The sequence below is a fragment of the Ideonella oryzae genome (assembly GCF_024055665.1).
Taxonomy (GTDB): Bacteria; Pseudomonadota; Gammaproteobacteria; order Burkholderiales; family Burkholderiaceae_C; genus Ideonella; species Ideonella oryzae.
In genome coordinates this window covers 237,096-261,874 of the sequence record NZ_JAMXMC010000007.1, presented here as the reverse complement: position 1 = coordinate 261,874, position 24,779 = coordinate 237,096, and the positions used below count along the sequence as shown (strand labels likewise).

Genomic DNA, 24,779 nt, shown 5'->3' with positions numbered 1-24,779 from the left:
CGTTCTCCCTTTCCGGCCTGTGCCATGTCTCCACATCCTCGGCGCCTCCCTTGCCCGCCCCGCTCCTGCCGCAGAGACCGGAGGCAGGGTTGATGCTGCCGCTGGCCGACTGGGGCCCGCTGGGCTGCCTGGGCCTGCTGGTGGGCGCCGTGCTGGCGCTGACCGGCGCGGGCGGCGGCGCGCTGGCCGTGCCCCTGCTGGTGCTGGTGCTGGGCTGGTCCATCCACCTGGCGGCGCCGGTGGCGCTGGTGGCGGTGGGCCTGTCGGCCTGGCTGGGGGCGGGCTTTGCGTTGCGCGAGGGCATCGTGCGCTACCGGGCCGCCGGGGTGCTGGGGGCCGCCGGCATGGCGGCCGCACCCCTGGGCGTGTGGCTGGCCCAGCGCCTGCCACAGGGCGTGCTGCTGCTGGCTTTCGTGCTGTTCATGCTCTTCACCGCCCGCCGCATGTGGCGTGACGGCCCGGCCCAGGCCGGCCCCCAGAAGGCCCCGGCCTGCGTGCGGCCCGAGGGTGAGCAGCGCCTGCACTGGACCCGGCCTTGCCTGTGCGTGATGCTGCGGGTGGGGGCGCTGGCGGGCGTGCTCAGCGGCCTGCTGGGCATCGGCGGCGGCTTCGTCATCGTGCCGGCGCTGGACCGCCATTCCAACCTGGACCTGCGCAGCATCCAGGCCACCTCGCTGGCGGTGATTGCGCTGGTGTCCGTCTCCGGCCTGACGGCGGCCTGGTGGAGCGGGCAGCTGCAGACGGCCGCGGCGGTGCCCTTCGCGGTGGGCGCGGTGGCGGGCCTGCTGGTGGGCCGGCGCTGGGCCATGCGCCTGTCCACCCGCGCCTTGCGCCGCGGCTTTGCGGTGGTGGCGGTGGGGGTGGCGGTGATGCTGCTGCTGCGCACGCTGAGTCACTTCTGAACACCGCCCCCGTCCCCTCGGCCTGGGGCAGGGCGGTGTTACGCTTAATCCGACACGGGGACCATGACCCGGCCCAAGCGCGGCCGGGCGTGTTCGAGGGGGGCTGGGGCCATGGCGCTGCGGGTGAGTCTTTGGGGAAGCATTCTGGGCAGCTGTGCCCTGCAGGCGCTGGCACAGACGCCGGCCGCGCCGCCGCCAACAGCGGCACCGGACGAGGCCCTGCTGACGCCGGCCCGCGCCATGGTTATGCTCGACAATCAGGTGCTGCGCGTGCCGGGCGACGAGGACATCGACCTCACCGGCTTTCACGTCTACCACCAGGTCAATGACTGGCTCTCGCTGGGCGCGGGCGTGTACGCGCCGCTGCTCAAGGGCCAATACGGCGGCTTCACCGCCTTCGACGTGGGCGCCCATCTGCAGCAGCGGCTGACCGACCGCATCTTCGTCACCGCCGGCCTGGCGGGCGGTGGTGGTGGGGGCGGGCGCAGCATCGAGCAGAGCAAGGTGCTGTCGGGCACCGGCGGCTTCTACAAGGCCTATGCCGGCCTGGGCTACGACTTCGGCCCGGTGGCCGTGGGCATGAACCTGGCCAAGATGAAGTTCACCCACTCGGCCATCGACAGCACCCAGGCCAACGTCTTCGTCGAGATCCCCTACAGCTACCTGGTCGCGCCGTTCAGCCACCATGGCCAGGGCCTGTCGGCCAGCGATGCGCGCCTGGCCGCCGAGGACAGCGGCGAGAACATGCTGACCCTGGTGCTGGACAACTTCAAGCAGATCCGCCCGGAGGGCTCCTTCAAGGGCACGCTGGGCGTGGCCGACCTGCAGTACGCCCACTTTCTCGCCCCCAACACCTACTGGTATGCCGGCCTGGGCGTGGGCTATTACGGCCTGCCGCTCTACAACCAGGTGCTGGGCGGCCTGGGCCAGCGGTTGCGCGTGTCGCCGCGGGTGAACCTGTATGCCCAGCTGGGTGTGGGCTCGGGCGGCTACGCGCCGGAGAAGATCAACACCGACTCCGGCCTGCTGGTCTATCCGAAGGTCTCGGCCGAATACGCCCTCACCCCGTCGCTGGGCCTGTCGCTGTCGGCCGGCTACCTGGCGGCGCCCAAGGGCTCGTCGCGCAATGTGACCTACGGCTTGGCGCTGACCCACCACCTGCGCTCGGGCGCGGCCGCCGCCGGCTGGGGCGATGCGGGCGCTGGCAGCCACTACAAGGCCTTCCGCGTCAGCCTGTTCCAGCAGACCGAGTTCCATGTGCGCTACCGCGAGCAGGACCGCGGCAACCTGCAGATGGTGGGCACCCAGATGGACGCCATGCTCGACGATCGCTGGTTCATCCCGGTGCAGGCGGCCGTGGCCTACAGCGCCTATCTGAGCTACCCCGGCTACGGCGAACTGCTGGCCGGCCTGGGCCTGCAGACCCGCGCCGCCCCCGGCGAGCGCTTGCAGGCCTTCGGCCAGCTGATGGCCGGCACCAATGTGCATGGCCCGGCCGTCAAGGCCAGTGCCGGCCTGCGCTACGCGCTGAGCGACCGCCTGGCCCTGAACCTCAACGCCGGCCGCACCGAAGCCCGCAGCAGCTCGGGCCAGCGCTTTGGCGCCACCAGCCTGGGGCTGGGCGTGGATTACCTGTTCGCGGTGCCGGTGCGCTAGACGTTTTCGGTCGCCATGGCTTGACCGGATCCGACCCCCTTGGCAACCCCCGAGTGCGTGGCGTGGCGAGCCCATGCGCGCCGCTAACATCGCCCGCACAAACATCACCTTAGGGGGAACCGAAGATGGACTTCAAAGATGCCGTGCGCACCTGCTTCAACAACTATGCGAACTTCGACGGCCGGGCCGGCCGTTCCGAGTTCTGGTGGTGGGCGCTCTTCTGCCTGCTGGGCAGCCTGATCCTGGGCGTGGTCAGCCACAAGCTGTCGGCCATCTTCTCCCTGGCCACGCTGCTGCCTTACCTCGCCGTGGCGGCGCGCCGCCTGCACGACACCGACCGCAGCGGCTGGCTCCAGCTTGTCGGCCTGATCCCCTTCGTGGGCTGGATCATCCTGATCTATTGGCTGGCCCAGGAGGGCAAGAGCAGCAGCCGGTACGCGTGAACGCTGGCATCAGGCCCAACGCCATCGGCTGCTGCTAGGCTTGCTCCCATCACAAGAAGATTCAGGGAGCCCGGCTGCCATGGCCATCTTTCCGCAAGGTCTGACGAACGTCGACCAGCGTTGCAACCCCGGTGAGCGGCGCGTGCTGCACCAGCTCAAGCGCTGCCTGGGGGACGATTACCTCGTCTGGCACAACGTGCCGCTGGGCCCGCGGGCCCGCCAGCCCGACTTCGTGGTGCTCAGTCCGCGCCAGGGCATCCTGCTGCTGGAGGTGAAGGACTGGAAGCGCGGCACCCTGGTGGCCGCCAACCGCGATGCGGTGGAGCTGGACACGCCCCGCGGCCGGGTGACGGAGGCCAACCCGCTGCGCCAGGCGCGCGACTACGCCTTCGAGCTGGTGGCGCTGATGCAGCAGGACCCGACCCTGGTGCGCGCGGACGGCCCCTTCCAGGGCAAGCTGCTCTTCCCCTACGGCTGGGGTGTGGTGTTCTCCCATCTGCGGCAGACCGATCTGGCCGACACCGCCTGGGGCGACTTCGCCCAGGTCTTCCCGTCCCACCAGACCCTGCTGCGCGACGACCTGGACGAGAGCGTGAGCCCAGGCGACTTCTTCAACCGCCTGTGGGGCCTGTTCACCGTCCACTACCCGCACACGCTCACGCTGCCCCAGCGCGACCGCATCCGCTGGCACCTGTTCCCCGAGATCCGCGTGCACCAGCAGGAGGGGCTGGACTTTGGCGGTGACGCCGCCACCGCGTCGCCCCAGGCGCCGCTGCTGCCCGACCTGATGCAGGTGATGGACCTGCAGCAGGAACAGATCGCCCGCACGCTGGGCGAGGGCCACCGCGTCATTCACGGCGTGGCCGGCTCGGGCAAGACCATGATCCTGATCTACCGGGCGCAGCAACTGGCCGCGGCGGCCCGGCCCGACCAGCCCATCCTGGTGCTGTGCTTCAACCGCGCGCTGGCCGACCGCATCGACGCCCTGCTGCGCCAGCGCGGCGTGGACGAGCGGGTGCAGGTGCGCACCTTCCACAGCTGGTGCCAGGACCTGGTCAACAGCTACCAGCTCTACGTGCCGGACGTGCCCGACCGCGACGCCCACTTCCGCCTGCTGGCCGACACGGTGGAGAAGTCCATCGAAACCGGCTTCATCCCCGGCGGCCAGTACATGGCCCTGCTGATCGACGAGGCCCACGACTTCGAAGAGGCCTGGCTGCGCCTGGCCACCCGCATGGTCAGCCCCAGCACGCAGAGCCTGCTGGTGCTGTACGACGATGCCCAGTCGATCTACCAGAAGAAGCGCCGCCAGTTCAGCCTGGCCAGCGTGGGCATCCAGGCCCAGGGCCGCACCAGCATCCTCAAGCTCAACTACCGCAACACCGCCGAGATCCTGGCCCTGGCCAGCACCTGTGCTCAGTCATTGCTGCAACGGGGCGAGGCGGCGGCGGAAGACCCCGAGGCCCTGCCTCTGGTGCAGCCCGCCAGCGCTGGCCGGCGCGGCCCCATGCCGGTGCTCATCAGCGCCCAAGACCCGGCGGAGGAAGCGCAGCTGCTGGCCGAGCGCGTCGCCGCCCTGGTGGCCGAGGGCGTGCCCCTGAACGACATGGCCGTGCTGTTCCGCGCCAAGTACCAGATGGCGCCGCTGGAGCAGGCCCTCAAGCGCGCCCACATCGCTTTTGACTCGATGAACACCCGCGCCTTCCGGCGCTTCGACTGGTCCACCCCGTCGGTCAAGCTCATCACCCTGCACAGCGCCAAGGGCCTGGAGTTTCCCCACGTCTTCATTGGCGGCCTGCAGGCCCTGCCGATGAAGGACGAGACCCTGGACGACGCCGTGCGCCTGCTCTATGTGGGCATGACCCGCGCCACCCAGCAGCTCACGCTGTCGCGCAGCGGGGAGTCGCTGCTGACCGAGCGGGTGGTGCAGGCGATGGGGCGGGTGGGGGAGATGTTCAGGGCGGAGGCATGAGGTCCCTCGGGGCGACTTCCCGCGTTGCTCACAGGTCCTCGTTCTTCCACCGCGCCGCGTCCGCCACCAGCAGCGTCAGCCGCTCGGCTTGCCGGGCCACGAAGTGGGCCAGGCCTTGCACGAAGGCCCGCTCGGCCGCGTCTTCGTAATCGGTGGCTTGGGCCTGTGCTGCGGCTTCGGCCGCCGCCCGTCTGGCCAGACGCTGCCCCTCCCGGCGCATCAGTTGGCGGTCCACACCGCAGCGTGAGGCAAAGTCCGCCAGGGCAAAGGCGGACACCTCGGCGTGGCTGAAGACATCGCCGTAGGCCATGGCCAACTCGGTGTCGAAGCCCTCGTACTGCAGCACGCTGACCAGGTCGTACCAGGGCGTTGGCTCCAGCAGCCCACCCGGGCGCACAAAGAACGAGAAGTTCTTGCCGTGCGCGTCGCTGTTGCCGATCAGGAACTGGAAGAGCGACCAGCGCAGCAGGGTCAGCCTGGCGGCCGCCTTGTTCGCCGTCAGATCCGCACAGCCGAACAAGCGCTCGAAGCTCATCCCGTCGCGGATGTGGCGCACCGCCGCCCCACTGCCCAGGTTGCGCTCGTACTTGTAGGCCACCGGCAGATCGCAGGCCTGGCAGGCGTCGATGATGTGCCGGCGGTGCACCTGCGTCGGGCCGCTGGCATCGGCTACCTCACGGTCAAAACGGCGGACCACCAGCACCGGCCGGGGGGTGCGCAGCAGCCCCACCTCGGCGGCGGGCAGGCCCATGCGGCGGGCCAGCGACATGCAGAAGTGCTCGTTGACCGCCAGATGGGGTGTCTGAGGCTTGCCGCTGTCGGGCTTGAGGATGTGGGTGGACGCGAGGCGCTGACCGTCCACCAGGAACAAGCGCCCACCATCGGCCAGCGGCCGGTCCAGGTACACCAGCAGCTTGTCCTGCAAGCCGGCCACCGACATGCGCAACTTGCCGTCCCACACCGTCAGCGGAACGTGCTCTCGTTCGGCAATGCGTTGGTCGATCTCCTGCAGCGGGATCTCGCGCAGCGTGGGTTCGCCCGCCGCCGGTGCCGTCCGCTCAAGGCTTGGCGTAGCGCAGGCCCCAGCGGTCGTCGCGCCCCTCGTGCTCGATCATGGCGACCTCGCGGTCTCTTCGACCCAGACGTGCAGGGTGTGCATCATGGCGGTGGCCTCAGGCCGTCGAGCACGGCCAGCGGCTTGCCCAGGCGCGCCGGATCCTGGCCATTCTCAATGGCACTACATCAGGTCCACTCACACGCCCTATCGCCTTTCAGCGTCGTCAATGCGCAAAGGCCGCGACTTGCGGCGCTCGCGCACGCTGGACCCCAGCGGGGTGGCGGATGGAGGGGAAGCATTTCGGAGTTTCAGAGCCAGTGCCCCTAAGACGGGTGATTACCGCTGAATTTCAGTTTTTCCGAAATGATGAGGGTGTCTTTGGGGGGCCAAGCCGGATTTTGGAATGTCGGAATCATCAGTGAGGTGTCCACACCGTAAGCGTCTCCGTCACGCAGCGTGAGACACGCTGCTAGGAGTGACCTTCTCCAGACAGTTGTGGATCAGGCACGACAGGGAGGTAGATGCCCGTCAATCCGAAGTTGACGAACCCGATAAAATAGTCGAATTCGTCAACCAAGGAGAGCACGATGATTCATGATCGAATCCGCCGTGCGCGTTTGCTGAGAGGATTGAGCCTAGCGGCGCTCGCGCAGCGACTCGGCGACATCAGCAAGCAGGCCCTGAGCAAGTATGAGAAGAGTGGCCCACCACCCAACTCAACCCGGCTTCTCCAGCTAGCGAAGGCGCTGTCCGTCAAGCCAGAGTACTTTTTTCGATCTGATGCTGTGCAAATGGCTGCGCTGGAGTTCCGCAAGCTTGCCAGCATGTCACAGAAGCGCCAGGATCAGATCGGTGAGCAGATGCGCGACCACCTGGAGCGCTACGTCAGCCTGGAGCGATGCTTTGAACTCGACGCGGCCGTGCAGCCTGTGCTGCAGCCACCGCGTGCGTTTGTCGTGCGCAGCTTCGACGAGGCAGAGGCGGCGGCCGAGCAATTGCGCTCGCAGTGGGCCATCGGCGGCGACGCCATCGCGCATCTGGCCGAGCTGCTGGAAGAGCATGGCATCAAGGTGGCGTTGCTTGAAGACCACGACGGCTTTGATGGCGCTTGTGCCGCCACCCACGATGAGCGGCATGTGCTGATCGCGCTGAACGGCAGCCGCCCCGGCGAGCGCATCCGCTTCACCGCTGCGCACGAGCTGGGCCACTGGGTGATGGATCTGCCCGCCGATATGCACGATAAAGACAAGGAAACCTGCTGCCATCGGTTCGCAGGCGCCTTCCTGTACCCAGCTGAACGGGTCCGGGCCGACTTCGGTAGTCACTGCCGATCCCGTGTGCTAGCCGTTGAACTGTTGAATGCTAAGCGCCGTTATGGCGTATCGATGGCGGTTGCACTGAGGCGCCTGAAGGACTTGGGTCTGATCACCGAAGCAGGCTATACGGGCATGAACATGCAGTTTTCAGCCAACGGCTGGCGCAAGACTGAGCCTGAGCCCTTACTGCCCGAGCAGCCGCGCCGCTTCGAGTCCATGGTCTATCGGGCTCTGGCTGAAGACCTGATCAGCCTGCCACGCGCTGCTGAACTTCTGCGCTGCCCGGCATCGGAACTCGACCCGTCCCTGGCCCGTCTGAACCCAGCACCGCTAGCGGCCTGAAGTATGCCGCTGGCTTAGGGCAGCCACATAGCCCGGCGGTGCGCGCAATCGGCCTGCGGCAACCGCGCACCGGCATCCAACATGGCCTGCAGCGAAGCAGCGGCGTGGGCCGTAGAGATGATGTGGAGTGCTACCAATTGATCCAGTAGCCACAGCGCGCCACGCACTTCTAGACCGTCCTTCGCGGCCTGCTTTCGCAGGCGACCATCACCGGTGAGCAGTGGCATGCCTTGAGCCTTGGCCACCAGGTAGCAAGACACATCGGCCAGCGAGCTGTTGCCGTGCTGGTCCATCAGTTCGAACAACTCAGCCACCGCCTCTTCACTCAAGGACTCCACCGTCAACCCGCGTGCCAGTAGTTCAGCCGACGAAGGCTTGTCCAATTCGTCCACCACGAACTCCGTGCTTACGAAAGTGAGCGGCAGCGCAAACAGCGCATCCAGCAACCCGGCATTGCCAAAGTCGATCCAGATGTTGGTGTCACTGATATAGACGCGCTGCACAGCGTTCGTCCTCAGGTCGTCACGTCGCCTCAGCCAGCGTCGGAATCCACAAACTTATGCGTCAATGTTCGCCGCCCTCAGCGCATTCGTCTCAATGAAATCCCGCCGCGGCTCCACCTCGTCGCCCATCAGCATGGTGAAGACCTTGTCGGCCTCGATGGCGTCTTCGATCTGCACGCGCAGCAGGCGGCGCACCTCGGGGTCCATGGTCGTTTCCCAGAGCTGCTCGGGGTTCATTTCGCCCAGGCCCTTGTAGCGCTGGCGGCCCACGCTGCTTTCGGCCTGCTGCATCAGCCAGGCCATGGCAGCGCGGAAGTCGGCCACGCGCATTTCCTTGGCCTTCTCGCCTTCGCCGCGCTTGGCCACGGCCTCGTCGCCCAGCAGGCCCTTGAATTCGCGGCCCACCAGGGCCAGGGTCTCGTAGTCGTCGCCGTGCAGGAAGTCCGGGCCGATGATGCTGCTCTTGACGTTGCCGTAGTGGCGGCGGCTGATGCGCAGCAGGTGCTTGTCGGTGCGTTCGTCGAAGACGGCTTCGACGTCGGCGTCGTGCAGTGCGCCCTTCAGGGCCAGGGCGCTGGCTTCGGCCTGGGCGGCGTCGTCCAGGTTCAAGGTCAGGCCATCGCTCAGGGCGCGCAGGGCTTCCACGTCCATCCAGTTGGCCAGGCGGTCGATGACGTTGTTGGCCTGCACGTAGTGGCGGGCCAGTTCGGCCAGGCGTTCGCCCTGCAACACGGGCTGGCCGTTGCCGGGGTTGATACTGGCGCTGTCCAGGGCCACCTTCAGCAGATAGGCGTCCAGGGCCACGCCGTCCTTCAGGTACTGCTCCTGCTTGCCGTGCTTGACCTTGTACAGCGGCGGCTGGGCGATGTAGATGTGGCCGCGTTCCACCAGGTCGGGCATCTGGCGGTAGAAGAAGGTCAGCAGCAGGGTGCGGATGTGGGCACCGTCCACGTCCGCGTCGGTCATGATGATGATGCGGTGGTAGCGCAGCTTGTCGGGGTTGAAGTCGTCCCCGCCCATGCCCTTGCCGATGCCGGTGCCCAGCGCGGTGATCAGCGTGAGGATTTCCTGGCTGGACAGCAGCTTCTCGTAGCGCGCCTTCTCCACGTTCAGGATCTTGCCGCGCAGCGGCAGGATGGCCTGGAACTTCCGGTCGCGGCCCTGCTTGGCAGAGCCGCCGGCGGAGTCGCCCTCCACGATGTAGATCTCGCACATGGCGGGATCCTTCTCCTGGCAGTCGGCCAGCTTGCCGGGCAGGCCCATGCCATCGAGCACGCCCTTGCGGCGGGTCATTTCGCGGGCCTTGCGGGCGGCCTCGCGAGCGCGGGCGGCGTCCACGATCTTGCCGCAGATGATCTTGGCGTCGCTGGGGTTCTCCAGCAGCCAGTCGTTCAGCAGGCGGCTGACGATGTCCTCCACCGGCGCGCGCACTTCGCTGGAGACCAGCTTGTCCTTGGTCTGGCTGCTGAACTTGGGCTCGGGCACCTTGACGCTGACCACGCAGGCCAGGCCTTCGCGCATGTCGTCACCGGCGATGTCGACCTTGGCCTTCTTGGCCAGTTCGTTGTCCTCGATGTACTTGTTGATGACGCGGGTCATCGCGGCGCGCAGGCCGGTCAGGTGGGTGCCGCCGTCGCGCTGGGGGATGTTGTTGGTGAAGCACAGCACCGACTCGCTGAAGGAGTCGTTCCACTGCATCGCCACTTCCACGCCGACGTTGGTGCCCTGGTCGCTCGCCTTGTCGCCCATGGCGTGGAAGATGTTCGGGTGCAGGATCTTCTTGCCCTTGTTCACGAACTCCACGAAGCCCTTGACGCCGCCGGCATAGGCGAAGTTGTCTTCCTTGCCGCCGTTGCGCTCGTCGACCAGGCGGATCTTCACGCCGTTGTTCAGGAAGGAGAGTTCGCGCAGGCGCTTGGCCAGGATGTCGTAGTGGAACTCGCTGTTTTCCTTGAAGATCTCGGTGTCCGGCAGGAAGTGCACCTCGGTGCCGCGCTTGTCGGTGGGGCCGGTGATCTTCATCGGGCTGGTCTCGAAGCCGTCGACGACCTCGATCACGCGGTCCACCGGCACGCCGCGGCGGAACTCGATGGCGTGCACCTGGCCCTCGCGGCGCACGATCAGACGCAGCCACTTGGACAGCGCATTCACGCAGGACACACCCACGCCGTGCAGGCCGCCCGACACCTTGTAGCTGTTCTGGTTGAACTTGCCGCCGGCGTGCAATTCGGTCAGGGCGATTTCCGCGGCCGAGCGCTTGGGCTCGTGCTTGTCGTCCATCTTGACGCCGGTGGGGATGCCGCGGCCGTTGTCCACTACGCTGATGGAGTTGTCGGCGTGGATGGTGACGACGATGTCGTCGCAGTAGCCGGCCAGGGCCTCGTCGATGGAGTTGTCCACCACCTCGAACACCAGGTGGTGCAGGCCGGTGCCGTCCGAGGTGTCACCGATGTACATGCCCGGGCGCTTGCGCACCGCCTCCAGGCCTTCCAGGATCTGGATGGACTCGGCGCCATAGCCGCCGGACCCTTGCAAGGTGGGAGTGGGCTGCTGGCTGTCGGGGGTGGGGGTGGTGTCGCTCATGGGGCTCTCGGGAAACTCTCGAAAGAGGCCCGGCGCTGCAAAAGCGCCGGGGCTTTGAAACGCTTCAAGCGGGTGCCCCGGTCAGAGGCGGTCCCGCTTGTGCTGTGAAAGGCAGGGTGCGGTCAGATCCGCATCGGCATGACCACGTACTTGAAGCCATCCTGCTCGGGCACGGTGATCAGCGCGGCAGAGCTGCCGTCGTGCAGCGCGATCTGCACCATCTCGCTGTCCATGTTGGCCAGCGCGTCCATCAGGTAGGTCACGTTGAAGCCGATCTCGATGGCGGGGCCGCCGTAGTCGATCTCGAGTTCTTCCTTGGCCTCTTCCTGCTCGGCGTTGCTGGAGGCGATGCGCAGGGCGCCCGGCTCCACGTTCATGCGCACGCCCTTGAACTTCTCGCTGGTCAGGATGGCCGCGCGCTGCAGGCTGGCCAGCAGCGGGGTGCGGCCCAGGATGACCATGTTCTTGTGGTTCTTGGGGATGACGCGGTTGTAGTCGGGGTACTTGCCCTCGACCAGCTTGGTCACGAACTCCATGCCCGAGAAGCTGAACTTGGCCTGGTTGCCGGCGAACTGCAGCTCGATCGGGTCTTCGCCGGTGCCCAGCAGGCGCATCAGCTCCAGCACTGTCTTGCGCGGCAGGATGACCTCCTGCTTGGGCATGTCGGTTTCCAGCTCGGCCTGGGCCAGGGCCAGACGGCTGCCGTCGGTGGCCACCAGGGTCAGGGACTTGCCCTCGGCCACGAACAGGATGCCGTTGAGGTAGTAGCGGATGTCATGGACCGCCATCGCGAAGTGCACCTGGTCGATCAGGGCCTTGAGCACCTTCTGTGGCACGCTGAAGGCCGGACCGAAGTCCACGGCCTCGTTGACCAGCGGGAAGTCCTCGGCCGGCAGGGTTTGCAGCGTGAAGCGGCTCTTGCCACCCTGCAGGGTCAGTTTGCTGCCATTGACCGTCAGGCTGACGATCTGGTCGGCCGGCATGGAGCGCAGGATGTCGATCAGCTTGCGCGCGCCCACCGTGGTGCTGAAGCTGCCTTCGTCACCGCCCAGCTCGGCGGTGGTGCGCACCTGGATTTCCAGGTCGCTGGTGGTCAGTTCCGTGCTGGCGCCGTTCTTGCGCAGCAGCACGTTGGCGAGGATGGGCAGGGTATGACGCCGCTCGACGATGCCGGAAACCGCCTGGAGGGCACCCAGCACTTGTTGTTGCGCGGCTTTCAAAACAATCATGTCTTCCTCTTTCAGATGGGGCGTCGTAGCAGGAACGGACCACCGGTATGGAAAACGCCATTTTCACCTGTTTTGACAGGGAGTTAGCCGGCAGCCTTCACTGGGGTTGGGCGGGCGGCTTGCGGCGGGGCAAACAGACAACAACTTCGGCCCGGTTTCAGCCCTTCAGGGTCTGCTCCAGCACGTGCAACTGCTGGTTCAGCTCGGTGTCCTTCTGCCGCTCGCCGCCGATCTTGCGCACCGCGTGCAGCACGGTCGTGTGGTCGCGGCCGCCGAACAGCTCGCCGATCTCGGGCAGGCTCTTCTGGGTCAGCTCCTTGGCCAGGTACATGGCAATCTGGCGCGGCCGGGCGATGCTGGCCGGGCGCTTCTTGCTGTACATGTCGGCGATCTTGATCTTGTAGAAGTCGGCCACCGTCTTCTGGATGTTCTCCACCGAGATCTGCCGGTTCTGGATGGACAGCAGGTCCTTGAGCGCCTCGCGCGCCAGGGCGATGTTGATTTCCTTGTGGCTGAACTTGGCGTAGGCCAGCACCTTGCGCAGCGCGCCTTCCAGCTCGCGCACATTGGCCCGCACGTTCTTGGCCACGAAGAAGGCCACGTCCTCGGGCATGGGCGCACCCTCGGCCTTGGACTTGGCCAGCAGGATGGCCACCCGCATCTCCAGCTCGGGTGGCTCGATGGCCACCGTCAGACCGGCGTCGAAGCGGCTGGTCAGCCGCTCGTCGATGTCCACCAGCCCCTTGGGGTAGGTGTCGCTGGTCATGATGATGTGGGCCTTCTTAGCCAGCAGCGCCTCGAAGGCGTTGAAGAACTCCTCCTGCGTGCGCTCCTTGCCGGCAAAGAACTGCACATCGTCGATCAGCAGCAGGTCCAGCTGGTGGTACTTGGCCTTCAGTTCGTCAAAGGTCTTGCGCTGGTAGTTCTTCACCACGTCCGAGATGAACTGCTCGGCATGCAGGTAAAGCACCCGGGCGTTCGGGTTGTCCTTGAGCAGGGCATTGCCCACCGCGTGGATCAGGTGGGTCTTGCCCAGGCCCACGCCGCCGTAGATGAACAGCGGGTTGTACATGACGCCCGGCGCGCCAGCCACGTGCAGGGCGGCGGTGCGGGCCATCTGGTTGGCGCGGCCGGCCACCAGGTTGTCGAAGGTCAGGGCCGGGTTCAGGCGGCTGCGGCTGGCCGGGCTGGGGGCCGCGGGCGCGCGGCTCTCGACCGGCTCGGGCGCCGGGCGGCCGGCGGGCAGGCCCGCAGCGCCCGGGGCGTTGGCGGGCGCATCCTCGGCGGTCGGGATCAGGGCGGCCTGTTGGCGGGGCACGGCCTGGGCCGGGGCGCTGGTGGCGTAGCTCATCGCGCGCTGCAGCACGGCCGCCGCGCTGTTCGGTCGGGAGGGCAGGGGGCGCGGGCTCAGGGCCGGGGTCTCGCGCGGGGCCAGCGACAGCTCCAGCCGCACCGGCTTGCCGGCGAGTTCGCTCAGCACGGTCTCGATGCGGTGGGCGTACTGGGACCGGATCCAGTCCAGCTTGAAGCGGTTGGGCACGCGCAAGCTGACGACCGCGCCCGCCTCGCCATCCTCCATGACGTCGGCCGGGGGCAGGGGTCGGATCCAGGTGGTGTACTGTTGTTCAGGCAGTTCGGTGGCGAGTCGCTCACAGCCCCGCTGCCAGAGGTCAATGCTCATGTGGACAATTCTTCTTGAGCGGCCGCATTCTACGCACACCTCGGGCCGCCTGGGGCGAGGTTATCCACAGTTTCCTGCCCGGGGTCAATCCCCCCGCGGTGCCGCATGCCGTGGTGCAAGTGTTTGACCAGACTGGCGTTTCTTGGTCTAATCGTGGGTTTCCCGAACGCCTGGGTGGGCTTTCGCCTGTCGAACTTGCTGGGTCTCTTCGCAATCTTGTGGGTTGTGGGGTGGCCAGGGCCCTTGACATGCGCTGGTGCCGTGCCTGGGCACCCCCAGGCTCACCAGAGCTCCCTTGCAGCACATGCACTCCTGGAAAGGAGTGCCACTACCCAGTAGGTACACAACATGAAGCGCACCTATCAGCCTTCCAAGGTCCGCCGCGCCCGCACGCACGGTTTCCTCGTTCGCATGAAGACCCGTGGTGGCCGCGCCGTCATCAACGCGCGTCGCGCCAAGGGCCGCAAGCAGCTGTCGCGGGTCTGATCCCGGCGCCATGATCGGCCGCATCGTGCGTCCGGCCGATTTCGAGCGCGTGCTGGCAGCCCCGCAGCGTTCCCGCAGTGCCCACTTCGCCATTCACCACGTGAGTGGCGAGCCGCAGGCTTCGCGCCCGCCGCAGGTGTCCACGGGGAATGCACCGCTTATCCCGGTGTTGTCACCAGAGTTATCCACAGGCGGCATGCCCTCCTCTGGGGCGCCTGTGGATGAATCCGGTGCATCGGGCGCTGGCGGTCCGTCCCCTGGCCCGTCCGGCCATTGGCTCGGGCTGGTCGTGCCCAAGCGGCATGCCAAGCGGGCGGTCACCCGCAACCTGATCAAGCGTCAGGCACGCGCCGCGATGGCGCGCCATCTGGCCACGCTGCCCGCAGGTCTGTGGGTGGTGCGCTTGCGTGCGCCCTTCGACCGTGCGCAGTTCAGCAGTCCGGCCTCGGACGCCCTGCGCGAGGCGACCCACGCCGAGATGGACACGCTGTTCGACCGCGCCATCCGCCAGCCCCTGCCCGTCGATGGCGGGGGGCGGATGCGGCCTCGTTCGCGCGCCAAACCGGCCCAGGCCTGACGCCGCGTCCTGCCATGCCGACCCGCCAGCGTCCGCTCCCTGCCCTGCGTCTGCTGCCCCGGCGGCTGCTGCAGGCTGGCGTGCGGGGCTACCGACTGCTGCTCAGCCCCTGGCTGGGCAACCAGTGCCGCTTCGAGCCCACCTGCTCGCGTTATGCGCTGGAGGCGCTCGAGCGCCATGGCGCCGCGGCCGGCAGCTACCTGGCCGTGGTGCGCATCGCGCGCTGTGCGCCCTGGTGCACGGGCGGTTGCGACCCGGTGCCCGTCGAGCGGCCTCGCCTGTTTCGGCACCTGCTGTCCGGTGCCACCGTGCCGGTGGCCTCCTCCGTGGCCGCCGGCCCGTCTGACACGACCACGTCAGCCGAGCCGACGACCATCGTTCCCCTGACTTCTTCCAGGCCATCCTCATGACCGATATGCGCCGCACCCTGCTGTGGGTGGTGTTCACCATGTCGCTCGTCCTGCTGTGGGACGCGTGGAGCCGCCACAACGGCCAGCCCACCCTGTTCGGCGGCCCGGTGCCCGCGGCCTCGACGGCGGCTTCCGGCAACGGCGTGCCCTCGCCCGCCTCGGCGGCGGCCCAAGGTGCCGCGCCTGCCGTGGCCGGCGCCTCGGCGCCCGCGGCGGTCCAGAGCGAGACCTTCACCGTCCACACCGATGTGATGACGGCCACCTTCGACACCCTGGGCGGCACCCTGCGCCAGGTGGCGCTCAACAAGTACCAGAGCGACGTCGACGCCAAGCAGCCCATGCTGGTGCTGGACGAGAAGGGCCACCGCTATGAAGCCCAGACCGGCTACATCAGCGCCGCGGCCACGCCGCTGCCCACCCACCTGACGCTGATGAGCGCGGTGCCGGGCGAACGCGACCTGAAGGTTGGCCAGGACACCCTGACCGTGCGCTTCGAGTCGCCCGAGGTGGGCGGTGCCAAGCTGGTCAAGACCTACACCTTCCACCGCGGCCAGTACACCGTCGGGGTGCAGCACGCGCTCACCAACGTCGGCAGCGCCCCGCTGCAGCCCCAGCTTTACCTGCAGCTGCAGCGCGACGACAAGGCCCCGGGCGTCACCTCGTCCTTCTACAGCACCTTCACCGGCCCGGCCGTCTACACCGACGAGAAGCGCTACCAGAAGGTCAAGTTCGAGGACATCGCCAAGCACCAGCCGGGTGATTCGCCGTTGCATGTGCAGAAGGCCAACGACGGCTGGATCGCCATGGTCCAGCACTACTTCGCCGCCGCCTGGCTGGTGAAGGACGGCTCGCCGCGTGAGTTCCGCACCACCAAGGTCGGCCCGGACCTGTTCGCCGTGGCCTTGGTGCAACCGCTGGCCGCCGTGGCGCCGGGTGCCACCCAGACCAACGACGCCACCCTGTTCGTCGGCCCGCAGGAAGAGAAGAAGCTCGCCACCCTGGCCCCGGGTCTGGAACTGGTGAAGGACTACGGCTGGTTCAAGGTGCTGGCCGAACCCCTGTTCTGGGTGCTGGACAAGATCCACGCCTTCATCGGCAACTGGGGCTGGTCCATCATCCTGCTGGTGGTGCTGCTCAAGGCGGCCTTCTACTGGCTGAACGCCAACGCCTACAAGTCGATGGCCAAGATGAAGGCGGTCAACCCGCGCATCATGGAACTGCGCGAGCGCCTGAAGGACAAGCCGCAGGAGATGCAGCAGGAAATGATGCGCATCTACCGTGAGGAGAAGGTCAACCCGCTGGGCGGTTGCCTGCCCATCTTCATCCAGATGCCCTTCTTCATGGCGCTGTACTGGGTGCTGATGTCCACCGTCGAGATGCGCGGCGCGCCCTGGATGGGCTGGATCACCGACCTGTCGGCCAAGGATCCGCTGTTCATCCTGCCGGTGCTGATGACGATGTCCAGCCTGCTGCAGGTCTGGCTCTCGCCCAAGCAGGCCGACCCGATGCAGCAGAAGATGATGTGGATCATGCCGCTGGCCTTCAGCTTCATGTTCTTCTTCTTCCCGTCCGGCCTGGTGCTGTACTGGCTGACGAACAACCTGCTGTCCATTGCCCAGCAGTACGTCATCAACAAGCGCATGGGCGTGCTCTGACGCTCCCCTGACGCTGGACCCGCTGCACACAACGGGCTCAAGCGCGAAGGCCCCGGAGGATTTCACGGTCCCCGGGGCCTTGTCACATGGGTGATCGTTTTCCCTGATCGAAGCCCGGCGGTGGCGACCCGATATTCAGATGGCGGGGATGAACGGCGCGCCCTTTTCACGTGCAGTTCGCGTGCAGGGCCAGGCAGGAGCCGGTGACGGCAAGCGCCGGCCCGCCCCCCGCGCCACATGCCGTTCTAGGGTGGCGGACAATCCCGCCATGCCCCTGGCCCGCCTGCATGACCCCATCGTCGCCATCGCCACCGCCCCCGGGCGCGGGGCGGTGGGCATCGTCCGCGTCTCCGGGCCGGATCTGAAACCCCTGGCCCAGGCCCTGCTGGGCCAAGTGCCGACGCCGCGCCAGGCGCTGTACGGCCCCTTCCGCGAGGCCGATGGCGCCCTGATCGACCACGGCCTGGCGCTCTACTTCCCCGCGCCCCACAGCTACACCGGCGAGGACGTGCTGGAGCTGCAGGCCCACGGCGGCCCGGTGGTGCTGCAACTGCTGCTGGCCCGTTGCCTGAGCGCAGGCGCCGCGCTGGGTTGGGCTCTGCGCCTGGCCGAGCCCGGCGAGTTCACCCAGCGCGCCTTCCTCAACGACAAGCTGGACCTGGCCCAGGCCGAGGCGGTGGCCGACCTGATCGACGCCAGCACTGAGGCCGCCGCGCGCAGCGCCACCCGCTCGCTGGCCGGCGCCTTCTCGCAGGAGATCGAAGCCCTGGCCGAGCGCATCGTCACCCTGCGCATGCTGGTGGAGGCCACGCTGGACTTCCCCGAGGAAGAAATCGACTTCCTGGAAAAGGCCGATGCGCGCGGCAAGCTGCGCGCCATCCAGGCCGCGGTGGATGCGGTGCTGGGCCGGGCCCGCCAGGGCGCGCTGCTGCGCGAGGGTCTGCGGGTGGTGCTGGCCGGCCAGCCCAATGTGGGCAAGAGCTCGCTGCTCAACGCCCTGGCCGGGGCCGAGCTGGCCATCGTCACGCCGATCGCCGGCACGACGCGCGACCGGGTCAGCGAAACGATCCAGATCGAGGGCGTGCCCATCCACATCACCGACACCGCGGGCCTGCGCGACGATGCCGCTGCCAGCGACGAGGTGGAGCGCATCGGCATGGCGCGCAGCTGGGAATCCATCGCCAGCGCGGACGCGGTGCTCTTCCTGCACGACCTGACCCGCTTGCGCGACGCCGACTACCAGGCCGCCGATGCGCTGATCGCGCAGAAGCTGCAGGGCGTGGACCCCGCGCGCCTGATCCAGGTCTTCAACAAGGCCGACAGCGGCAGCCCGGCGCCGCCGGGCCACCCCGGGGGCGAGGCGACGCTCCTCATCTCGGCCCGCACCGGCCAGGGCCTGGAGGCGCTGCGTCACCTGCTGCTGGAGCGTGCCGGCTGGCAGGCCGCGCCCGAGGGCGTCTACATCGCCCGCACCCGCCATGTGCAGGCCCTGCGCGAGGCGGCCGCGCACCTGGCGCTGGCGGCCGCGCACGCCGACCAGGCCGATGCCGCGCTGGACCTGCTGGCCGAGGAGCTGCGCCTGGCGCACGAAGCCCTGCAGCAGATCACCGGCCGCTTCAGCGCCGATGACCTGCTGGGCGAAATCTTCAGCCGCTTCTGCATCGGTAAGTAGCCGTGGGGCCCGTGATGGCGTCTCGGCGGCCCTCGGCCAGCACCTTCCGGGAATCGTTGCGCCTCTTGCTGACGCGGCGTTTTGGCACCTTCTGGCTGGCCAGCCTGCTGTCCAACATCGGCACCTGGGCCCAGCAGGTGGCCCAGCCCTGGCTGCTGCTGTCGCTGGGTGCCTCGCCCTGGCTGCTGGGGCTGGATTCCTTCGCCCTGGGCGGGCCGGGCCTGCTGCTGACCCTGGTGGGCGGCGTGCTGGCCGACCGGGCTGACCGCCGCCTGCTGATCGCCACGCTGCAGTCGATCCAGATGCTGTGCCCGGTGCTGATCGTGGTGCTGCTGCTGCACGGCTCCATCCAGCCCTGGATCATCGTGGCGCTCTCGCTGGTGGTGGGTGTGACGGACGCGCTGTCCATGCCCTCCTTCCAGACCATCGTCTCGACCCTGGTGTCGCGCCAGCAACTCCCCACCGGCATCGCGCTCAACACCACGCAGTTCAACCTCTCGCGCATCCTGGGGCCGTCACTGGCCGGGGTGCTGATGGCCAGCATCGGCGCGGTGGGGGCGTTTGCGGTCAGCGCTGCCTCGTACCTGCCTTTCATCGCGGTGGCGCTGTGGATCCTGCCGCGGGCCACGGTGCGGGTGGTGGCGCCGGCCGAGGGCGGCGGGGATGGCCACCTGCTGGCTGGCGCGCGGGCGGTGCTGGCCCAGCCCGCCCTGCGCGGCGCGGTGCTCACCGTGCTGATGGGCAGCCTGCTGTGCAGCCCGCTGCTGACCTTCTGCCCGGTGCTGGTCAAGACGGAGTTCCAGGCGGACGTGGCGCAGTTCAGCCTGACGGTGAGCGCCTTCGGCGCGGGCGGCCTGCTGGGCGGTTTGCTGCTGATGGCGGTGGACCCCGCGCGCGACCGCCGTCCGCTGGCCTCCTGGGCCGCCAGCGGCTTCGCGGCGGTCGTGCTGCTCTCGGCCCTGAACCCCTGGGCCTGGGCCTTGCCGCTGCTGTTCGTCGCGGGCGGGCTGGCGATGACGGCCGCCAATGCCTCGGCCAATGCCTGGCTGCAATCCCAGGCACCGGCGGCCATCCGGGGGCAGACGGTCAGCCTGTTCATGCTGGCCATGCGCGGGGGCACCGCGCTGGGCGGCCTGCTCACCGGCCTGACCGTCAGCGCCTGGGGGGTGCGCGAGGCGCTGGCGCTCAACGGCTTGCTGGCGCTGCTGGCCGTGGCGATGGTGCGGCGTGGCTGGCTGCGGGCCAGACCTCCCGCGGCAGTGGCCTGACACGGGGGATGGTGTTCCGCAGCCGCCGTGCCGATGGACAGACGGTGTCTGCGAGGCGACAGGCGCGCGCCAGCACCTCCAGTCAGGGGATTGGCCGGCCCGAGGCGGACCCTGATAATCAGCGCACCGCAGCCTCACAGGGAGACCGTCGTGAGGGCGCGGTTTCTCCACTTCCTGGGACCTGGCCATGTCAATCGAGCAGTTGGTCGAAGCCACCGCGTCGCTGAACGCATCGGACGCCTTCCGCCCCCGTTTTGATGCCAAGCGATGGGCGCAGTTCGGCAGCTACCTGCAGCAGCACAAGCTGCGGGCCGGCGACATGCTGGTGCGCTTCCACGACCAGGACCGCAACATGTACCTGCTCGAAAGCGGCAACCTGCAGGTCTATGTGCCCGACAACGGCAGCCCTGCGCCCCAGCGGCGGCCGGTGGCCATCCTGCGCCCGGGCGCGGTGGTGGGCGAACCCAGCATGTTCGGCGACACCCCGCGCATGGCCCAGGTCGAAGCCATGTCGCCCGCCGTGGTGTGGGTGCTCACCCGCCCCCGGTTCGAGGAGCTGCTGGTTCGGGTGCCCGATCTGGGCATCGAGTTGCTGCGCGCCATCGGCGCGGTGATGGCCGAGCGCATGCGCGCCAACCTGGAGCGCGGTCAGCCCATCGTCTGACCACGGCACCCTCCCTCATCAGGCCCTCAGTGGCCTGAAAAGTCCACCAGCGTGAACAGCGGCAGGCCGGCTTCGCGCAGGCGGTCGGAGCCGCCCAGTTCGGGCAGGTCGACGATGGCTGCGCCTTCCAGCACGGTGGCGCCCAGTTTCTCCAGCAGGCGCTTGCCGGCCATCATCGTGCCGCCGGTGGCGATCAGGTCGTCCACCAGCACCACGCGGTCGCCGGCCTTCACCGCGTCGGTGTGCAGCTCCACCGTGGCGCTGCCGTACTCCAGCTCGTAGGTTTCCTCCACCGTGGTGAAGGGCAGCTTGCCCTTCTTGCGGATGGGCACGAAGCCGATGCCCAACTCATAGGCCAGCACCGAGCCGATGATGAAGCCGCGCGCGTCCAGGCCGGCGATCACATCGGGCTTGACGTCGAAATAACGGTGCACGAACTGGTCGATCAGCACCCGGAAGACACGCGGGTTCTGCAGCAGCGGCGTGATGTCGCGGAACTGCACCCCCGGCTCGGGCCAATCGGGCACGGTGCGGATGGTGCTGCGGATCAGCTCGGTGGGGCGATCCAGCAGGGGGTCGGGGCGGGGCAGGGACATGGTGTTCGGTGCGCACACAGCGGCGCGCGAGGCCTGGGCGGGCCGGCATTGTGCCGCCAAGCGCCGGGCCGGCGTCAACCGTCGGGGGGCATGTGGCTCAACCGGTCAGCAGCCGGGCTTCCGCCAGGGCCAGGGCTTCCGGGCGCCCGGAGAGCACCAACGTGTCCCCGGCGCTGAGCATGAAGTCGTCCTCGCCGGCGCGCACATGGCCGTCGGCGCCTCGCACCGACACCACATGCACCCCCAGTCCGTCCAGGGCGAGCAGACCCAGGGTGCGCCCCACGCTGACCGCCCCGGGCGGCAGGCTGATGGTGCGCAGCCGGGGCTGCTGGGCCTCGCTGGCGGTGTCGTCGTCGGCACCATGGAAGTAGTCGCGCAGCAGGCCGTAGCGTTCGTAGCGGGCGTCCTGCACCAGGCGGATCACCCGGCGCAGCGGCACGCCCACCAGGGCCAGGGCCTGGGACGCCAGCATCAGTGAGCCTTCCAAGGCTTCGGGCACCACCTCGGTGGCGCCGGCTGCGCGCAGCTTCTCCAGGTCGCTGTCGTCCAGCGTGCGCACCACCACCGGCACCTGGGCGGCATGCTGCTGGACCAGGTGCAGCACCTTCAGGGCCGAGGGGGTGTCGTGATAGCTGATGACCACCGCGCTGGCGCGCGAGAGGCCGGCGGCCACCAGGCTGGTCAGCCGCGCCGCGTCGCCGAAGACCACGCTCTGGCCCGCGGCCGCCGCCTGACGCACCCGGTCCGGGTCCAGGTCCAGCGCCATGTAGGGGATGTGTTCCTGCTCCAGCAGCCGGGCCAGGTTCTGCCCGCTGCGTCCGTAGCCGCAGATGATGACGTGGGCCTCGTTGCGGATGGCCTTCTTGGCGATGGCGGTCAGCTGCACCGACTGCATCAGCCAGTCGCTGCTGGCCAGCCGCAGCACGATGCGGTCGCTGTGCAGGATGACAAAGGGCGTGGCCAGCATCGACAGCACCATGGAGGCCAGCACCGGGCTCTGCCAGCGCGGGTCGATCAGGCCGTGCTCGCCCCCCAGGGTCAGCAGCACGAAGCCGAACTCGCCGGCCTGAGCCAGGTACAGGCCGGTGCGCAGGGCCACGCCGGGGGTGGCTCGGAAGCCGCGGGCCAGCGCCGCGACCAGGGCGGCCTTGGTCAGCACCGGCAGGGTGGTGAGCGTCAGCACCAGCCCCCAGTGGTCCCAGACCGGGTGCCAGTCCAGCTTCATGCCGATGGTGATGAAGAACAGGCCCAGCAGCACGTCGTGGAAGGGCCGGATGTCGGCTTCCACCTGGTGCTTGTATTCGGTTTCGGCCACCAGCATGCCGGCCACGAAGGCGCCCAGGGCCAGCGAGAGCCCGAAGTGTTCGGTCAGCCAGGCCAGGCCCAGGGTCACCAGCAGCAGGTTGAGCATGAACAGCTCTTCGCTCTTGCGCCGGGCCACCAGGGTCAGCCACCAGCGCATGACGCGCTGCCCCCCCACCAGCAGCAGCGCTAGCAGCAGCACTGCCTTGAGCAGGGCGCTGCCCAGCGCCGTGGCCAGACCCTCGCCGCCGCTGCCCAGGGCCGGGATCAGCACCAGCAGCGGCACCACCGCCAGATCCTGGAACAGCAGCACGCCCATCACTCGGCGACCGTGCTCGCTTTCCAGCTCCAGCCGCTCGGCCATCAGCTTGACCACGATGGCGGTGGAGGACATGGCCATGGCCGCACCCAGCACGAAGGCACCCTCCCAGCCCAGATCCCAGCGCACGCCCAGCCAGCCCGACACGGTGGTGAGCAGGACGTTGCCGGCGACCGAGCCCAGCACCGTCAGCACCACCTGGGTCAGGCCCAGGCCGAACACCAGGGTGCGCATGCTCTTGAGCTTGGGCAGGTTGAATTCCAGCCCGATCGCGAACATCAGGAACACCACCCCGAACTCGGCCAGATTGGCCATGGCAGCAGAGTCCTTGGCGAAGGCCAGCGCGTTCGGGCCAATCACCACCCCCACGGCCAGATAGCCCAGCATGGGTGGGAGCTTGAGCAGGCGGCAGCCCACCACGCCCAGCACGGCGGCGATCAGGTACAGCAGGACGACTTCGAGCGTGGTGGCCATGGGCGGTGTCGGGACAGGAGGCCGGCCAAGCGGCCGCCGGGTGGGGCGCCTAAAATGCGCTGCCCCATTCTGAATCAGACCCGCTCCTTGAACGCACACACTTCCTTCGAACCCGAGCGCGCCCTGCAACTGGCACGCGATGCCGTCACCGTCGAGGCGCAGGCCTTGCTGGCCATGCGCGACCGGTTGGGCGAGGCCCTTGTGCAGGCGGTGCAGGCCATGCTGGACACCAGCCACCGCGTGGTGGTGATGGGCATGGGCAAGAGCGGCCATGTGGGCCGCAAGATCGCGGCCACCCTGGCATCCACCGGCACGCCCGCCTTCTTCGTCCACCCGGGCGAGGCCTCGCATGGGGATCTGGGCATGGTGATGCCGGGCGACACCGTGATTGCCTTGTCCAACTCGGGCGAGAGCGGCGAGATCAACGCCATCCTGCCGGCCCTGCGCCGTCTGGGTGTGCGTCTGGTGGCCATGACCGGCAAGCCGGACTCGACGCTGGCCCGCCACGCCGACATCGTGCTCGATTCTTCAGTGAGCCAGGAGGCCTGCCCGCTCAACCTGGCGCCCACCGCCAGCACCACGGTGCAGATCGCACTGGGGGACGCGCTGGCCGTGGCTCTGCTGGATGCGCGGGGTTTCCGCGAAGAGGATTTCGCGGCCTCCCATCCGGGCGGCGCCCTGGGCCGCAAGCTGCTGATGCATGTGCGCGACCTGATGCGCAGCGGCGACCAGGTGCCGCGCGTCGGCCCCGAGGCCAGCTTTGGCGAGACCATGCGCGAGATGTCGCGCACCGGCCTGGGCGCCACCGCCGTGGTCGAGGGCGACCGGGTGCTGGGCATCTTCACCGACGGCGACCTGCGCCGGCGCATCGAGGCCGGGGAAGACCTGCGTGCCTTGCTGGCCCGGGACCTGATGCACCCCTCGCCCAAGCTGATCCGGGCCGATGCGCTGGCCGTGGACGCGGCCGAGCTGATGGAGCGCCACCGCATCACCAGCGTGCTGGTGGTGGAGGACGATGGCCGCCTGATCGGCGCGCTCAACAGCAACGACCTGATGCGCGCCAAGGTGATCTGAGATGACCGAACCTGCCCTGCGCTTTCCCCCCGAACTGCTGGTGCGTGCCCAGGGCGCGGGCCTGGGCGTCAAGGTTGCGTTGTTCGATGTGGACGGGGTGCTGACCGATGGCAGCGTCTTCATCGGCGAGCAGGGCGAGGTCTTCAAGGCCTTCTCCACCCTGGATGGCCACGGCCTGAAGCTGCTGGCGCAGGCGGGCATCGAGCCGGTGATCATCACCGGCCGGGATTCGGCGGCGGTGCGCCGTCGCGTGGCCGATCTGGGCCTGCGCCACGCCCTGTATGGCGTGAAGGACAAGCTGGCCGCGGCCACGCCGCTGCTGGCCTCGCTGGGGGCGGACTGGTCCGAGGTGGCGGCCATCGGCGACGATTGGCCGGACCTGCCGCTGCTGGCCCGTGCGGCCTTTGCCTGCGCGCCGGCCAATGCCCATGCCGAGGTGAAGGCGGTGGCGCACCATGTCACGGCGGTCCCGGGCGGTCAGGGGGCTGCGCGCGAGTTCTGCGACCTGCTGCTGATGGCCGCGGGCCGCTACGGTGCGCTGTTCCACGGCCACCTGCAGACGCTGGACGGCCGCTGAGATGAGCGGGCTGGGTCTGCT

General features: G+C 68.4%; 21 protein-coding genes. 14 read left to right on the top strand and 7 right to left on the bottom strand.

Features of this window, described 5'->3' with window-relative positions; genetic code table 11:
- Positions 1-95: 95 nt before the first annotated feature.
- The 4 genes from M0L44_RS13845 (at position 96) to M0L44_RS13830 (ending at position 4,973) form a co-directional block, all read left to right on the top strand.
- Positions 96-902 carry a sulfite exporter TauE/SafE family protein gene (locus M0L44_RS13845; protein WP_435526422.1) on the top strand — a complete coding sequence of 269 codons (807 nt, stop codon included), beginning with the start codon at positions 96-98 and terminating at the stop codon, positions 900-902.
- 123 nt (positions 903-1,025) lie between these two features.
- Positions 1,026-2,558 (top strand): hypothetical protein, encoded by a 1,533-nt coding sequence (locus M0L44_RS13840; protein WP_252770299.1) that lies wholly within the window; start codon positions 1,026-1,028, stop codon positions 2,556-2,558.
- A gap of 125 nt (positions 2,559-2,683) precedes the next feature.
- Entirely contained in the window at positions 2,684-3,001 is a 318-nt protein-coding gene (locus tag M0L44_RS13835; RefSeq protein ID WP_252770298.1) for a DUF805 domain-containing protein, read from the top strand.
- 79 nt (positions 3,002-3,080) lie between these two features.
- Positions 3,081-4,973: a DEAD/DEAH box helicase gene (locus M0L44_RS13830; protein WP_252770297.1), complete on the top strand. Its 1,893-nt coding sequence runs from the start codon at positions 3,081-3,083 to the stop codon at positions 4,971-4,973.
- Between the two features lie 28 nt (positions 4,974-5,001).
- On the opposite strand, the gene M0L44_RS13825 is transcribed toward M0L44_RS13830, so the two are convergent.
- The gene (locus tag M0L44_RS13825) at positions 5,002-5,934 is read right to left on the bottom strand and encodes a HipA domain-containing protein (RefSeq protein WP_252770296.1); all 933 of its coding nucleotides are present in this window, start codon (positions 5,932-5,934) and stop codon (positions 5,002-5,004) included.
- A gap of 683 nt (positions 5,935-6,617) precedes the next feature.
- On the opposite strand from M0L44_RS13825, the gene M0L44_RS13820 reads away from it, so the two are divergent.
- Positions 6,618-7,688, top strand: a complete 1,071-nt coding sequence (locus M0L44_RS13820; protein WP_252770295.1) for a helix-turn-helix domain-containing protein — start codon at positions 6,618-6,620, stop codon at positions 7,686-7,688.
- A 14-nt stretch (positions 7,689-7,702) separates the two neighbouring features.
- Here M0L44_RS13820 and M0L44_RS13815 read toward each other — a convergent pair whose 3' ends face one another.
- The 4 genes from M0L44_RS13815 to dnaA form a co-directional block, all read right to left on the bottom strand.
- Positions 7,703-8,191 (bottom strand): PIN domain-containing protein, encoded by a 489-nt coding sequence (locus M0L44_RS13815; protein ID WP_252770293.1) that lies wholly within the window; start codon positions 8,189-8,191, stop codon positions 7,703-7,705.
- Between the two features lie 54 nt (positions 8,192-8,245).
- Positions 8,246-10,774: a DNA topoisomerase (ATP-hydrolyzing) subunit B gene (gyrB, locus tag M0L44_RS13810; RefSeq protein WP_252770291.1), complete on the bottom strand. Its 2,529-nt coding sequence runs from the start codon at positions 10,772-10,774 to the stop codon at positions 8,246-8,248.
- Positions 10,775-10,896: 122 nt separating this feature from the next.
- On the bottom strand, positions 10,897-12,003 hold the full coding sequence (dnaN, locus tag M0L44_RS13805; RefSeq protein WP_252770290.1) for a DNA polymerase III subunit beta: 1,107 nt from the start codon (positions 12,001-12,003) through the stop codon (positions 10,897-10,899).
- A gap of 157 nt (positions 12,004-12,160) precedes the next feature.
- Positions 12,161-13,684 carry a chromosomal replication initiator protein DnaA gene (gene dnaA / locus M0L44_RS13800; protein WP_252770289.1) on the bottom strand — a complete coding sequence of 508 codons (1,524 nt, stop codon included), beginning with the start codon at positions 13,682-13,684 and terminating at the stop codon, positions 12,161-12,163.
- 348 nt (positions 13,685-14,032) lie between these two features.
- Between dnaA and rpmH the strand changes: the two genes are divergently transcribed.
- The 7 genes from rpmH (at position 14,033) to M0L44_RS13765 (ending at position 20,416) form a co-directional block, all read left to right on the top strand.
- Complete coding sequence (gene rpmH, locus M0L44_RS13795; RefSeq protein ID WP_151126018.1) at positions 14,033-14,170, top strand: 50S ribosomal protein L34; 138 nt, start codon at positions 14,033-14,035, stop codon at positions 14,168-14,170.
- Positions 14,171-14,459: 289 nt separating this feature from the next.
- Positions 14,460-14,747 carry a ribonuclease P protein component gene (locus M0L44_RS22205; RefSeq protein ID WP_354004131.1) on the top strand — a complete coding sequence of 96 codons (288 nt, stop codon included), beginning with the start codon at positions 14,460-14,462 and terminating at the stop codon, positions 14,745-14,747.
- Positions 14,748-14,800: 53 nt separating this feature from the next.
- Positions 14,801-15,157, top strand: a complete 357-nt coding sequence (gene yidD / locus M0L44_RS13785; RefSeq protein WP_252770433.1) for a membrane protein insertion efficiency factor YidD — start codon at positions 14,801-14,803, stop codon at positions 15,155-15,157.
- A complete protein-coding gene (yidC, locus tag M0L44_RS13780; protein WP_252770286.1) occupies positions 15,154-16,812 on the top strand; it encodes a membrane protein insertase YidC in 1,659 nt (552 codons plus the stop codon). Before yidD ends, yidC begins: the two co-directional genes overlap by 4 nt.
- A gap of 268 nt (positions 16,813-17,080) precedes the next feature.
- Entirely contained in the window at positions 17,081-18,484 is a 1,404-nt protein-coding gene (gene mnmE / locus M0L44_RS13775; protein WP_252770284.1) for a tRNA uridine-5-carboxymethylaminomethyl(34) synthesis GTPase MnmE, read from the top strand.
- Between the two features lie 56 nt (positions 18,485-18,540).
- Positions 18,541-19,752, top strand: a complete 1,212-nt coding sequence (locus M0L44_RS13770) for an MFS transporter (protein WP_252770282.1) — start codon at positions 18,541-18,543, stop codon at positions 19,750-19,752.
- 187 nt (positions 19,753-19,939) lie between these two features.
- Positions 19,940-20,416, top strand: a complete 477-nt coding sequence (locus M0L44_RS13765) for a Crp/Fnr family transcriptional regulator (protein WP_252770280.1) — start codon at positions 19,940-19,942, stop codon at positions 20,414-20,416.
- A gap of 26 nt (positions 20,417-20,442) precedes the next feature.
- Here the strand turns inward: M0L44_RS13765 and M0L44_RS13760 are convergent, their stop codons facing one another.
- The gene (locus M0L44_RS13760; RefSeq protein ID WP_252770278.1) at positions 20,443-21,012 is read right to left on the bottom strand and encodes an adenine phosphoribosyltransferase; all 570 of its coding nucleotides are present in this window, start codon (positions 21,010-21,012) and stop codon (positions 20,443-20,445) included.
- A 97-nt stretch (positions 21,013-21,109) separates the two neighbouring features.
- Positions 21,110-23,107: a cation:proton antiporter domain-containing protein gene (locus M0L44_RS13755; protein ID WP_252770276.1), complete on the bottom strand. Its 1,998-nt coding sequence runs from the start codon at positions 23,105-23,107 to the stop codon at positions 21,110-21,112.
- A gap of 54 nt (positions 23,108-23,161) precedes the next feature.
- Here M0L44_RS13755 and M0L44_RS13750 point away from each other — a divergent pair, with 54 nt between their 5' ends.
- Positions 23,162-24,181, top strand: a complete 1,020-nt coding sequence (locus M0L44_RS13750) for a KpsF/GutQ family sugar-phosphate isomerase (RefSeq protein WP_290429060.1) — start codon at positions 23,162-23,164, stop codon at positions 24,179-24,181.
- Position 24,182: 1 nt separating this feature from the next.
- Positions 24,183-24,758 carry a KdsC family phosphatase gene (locus M0L44_RS13745; protein ID WP_252770275.1) on the top strand — a complete coding sequence of 192 codons (576 nt, stop codon included), beginning with the start codon at positions 24,183-24,185 and terminating at the stop codon, positions 24,756-24,758.
- The last annotated feature ends 21 nt before the right edge of the window (positions 24,759-24,779 follow it).

Excerpts from the sequence above, each read along its gene's own strand:
- M0L44_RS13835 (WP_252770298.1), top strand. The coding sequence starts at position 2,684 with ATGGACTTCAAAGATGCCGTGCGCACCTGCTTCAACAACTATGCGAAC.
- M0L44_RS13830 (WP_252770297.1), top strand. The coding sequence starts at position 3,081 with ATGGCCATCTTTCCGCAAGGTCTGACGAACGTCGACCAGCGTTGCAAC.
- M0L44_RS13820 (WP_252770295.1), top strand. The coding sequence starts at position 6,618 with ATGATTCATGATCGAATCCGCCGTGCGCGTTTGCTGAGAGGATTGAGC.
- gyrB (WP_252770291.1), bottom strand. The coding sequence starts at position 10,774 with ATGAGCGACACCACCCCCACCCCCGACAGCCAGCAGCCCACTCCCACC.
- dnaN (WP_252770290.1), bottom strand. The coding sequence starts at position 12,003 with ATGATTGTTTTGAAAGCCGCGCAACAACAAGTGCTGGGTGCCCTCCAG.
- dnaA (WP_252770289.1), bottom strand. The coding sequence starts at position 13,684 with ATGAGCATTGACCTCTGGCAGCGGGGCTGTGAGCGACTCGCCACCGAA.
- rpmH (WP_151126018.1), top strand. The coding sequence starts at position 14,033 with ATGAAGCGCACCTATCAGCCTTCCAAGGTCCGCCGCGCCCGCACGCAC.
- yidC (WP_252770286.1), top strand. The coding sequence starts at position 15,154 with ATGACCGATATGCGCCGCACCCTGCTGTGGGTGGTGTTCACCATGTCG.
- mnmE (WP_252770284.1), top strand. The coding sequence starts at position 17,081 with ATGCCCCTGGCCCGCCTGCATGACCCCATCGTCGCCATCGCCACCGCC.
- M0L44_RS13765 (WP_252770280.1), top strand. The coding sequence starts at position 19,940 with ATGTCAATCGAGCAGTTGGTCGAAGCCACCGCGTCGCTGAACGCATCG.
- M0L44_RS13760 (WP_252770278.1), bottom strand. The coding sequence starts at position 21,012 with ATGTCCCTGCCCCGCCCCGACCCCCTGCTGGATCGCCCCACCGAGCTG.
- M0L44_RS13755 (WP_252770276.1), bottom strand. The coding sequence starts at position 23,107 with ATGGCCACCACGCTCGAAGTCGTCCTGCTGTACCTGATCGCCGCCGTG.
- M0L44_RS13750 (WP_290429060.1), top strand. The coding sequence starts at position 23,162 with ATGCGCTGCCCCATTCTGAATCAGACCCGCTCCTTGAACGCACACACT.
- M0L44_RS13745 (WP_252770275.1), top strand. The coding sequence starts at position 24,183 with ATGACCGAACCTGCCCTGCGCTTTCCCCCCGAACTGCTGGTGCGTGCC.